At 70.3% G+C, this 691-nt stretch carries 1 pseudogene; it reads left to right on the top strand.

What is annotated here, in order from left to right:
- A pseudogene (locus LPA54_RS34240) lies at nt 1-691 on the top strand (pyruvate dehydrogenase (acetyl-transferring), homodimeric type); the annotation flags it as partial.

Raw genomic sequence — 691 nt, 5'->3', positions numbered from 1 at the left:
CGTGACGCCGCCTACATCCGCGAGGACTTCTTCGGCAAGGACCCGGCGCTCGCCGAGATGGCGAAGCTGCTGAGCGACGACAAGATCCTCGAGTGCTTCCACCTCTCGCGCGGCGGCCACGAGTCCCGCAAGGTCTACGCCGCGTACAAGGCCGCGCTCTCCCACAAGGGCGCGCCGACCGTGATCCTGGCGCAGACCGTCAAGGGCCACACCCTCGGTGAGGGCTTCGCCTCGAAGAACGCCAACCACCAGATGAAGAAGCTGACGGTGGACGAGTTCAAGGCGATGCGCGACCGTCTGGAGCTGCCGATCGCGGACTCGCAGTTCGCCGACGGCGTGGTGCCCTACGCGCACCCGGGCGCCGACTCCCCCGAGGTCCGCTACCTCCAGGAGCGCCGCGCCGCCCTCGGCGGTCCCGCCCCGGCCCGCCGCGTGCACCCGGTCGCACCGCTGCCGCAGCCGGCCGAGAAGGCGTTCACCGCCTTCGACAAGGGCTCCGGCTCGCAGAACGTGGCCACCACGATGGCGTTCGTCCGCCTGGTCAAGGACCTGGTCCGCGACAAGGAGACCGGCAGGCGCTGGGTGCCGATCGTCCCCGACGAGGCGCGCACCTTCGGCATGGAGAGCCTCTTCCCGTCCCTCGGCATCTACTCGCCGATGGGCCAGACGTACGAGCCGGTCGACCGTGACC

Origin of the sequence: Streptomyces sp. DH12, assembly GCF_020873895.1 — a bacterium.
Lineage (GTDB): Bacteria > Actinomycetota > Actinomycetes > Streptomycetales > Streptomycetaceae > Streptomyces.
The sequence above is the reverse complement of the archived record's forward strand: the minus strand, read 5'-3'. Positions and strand labels throughout refer to the sequence as shown.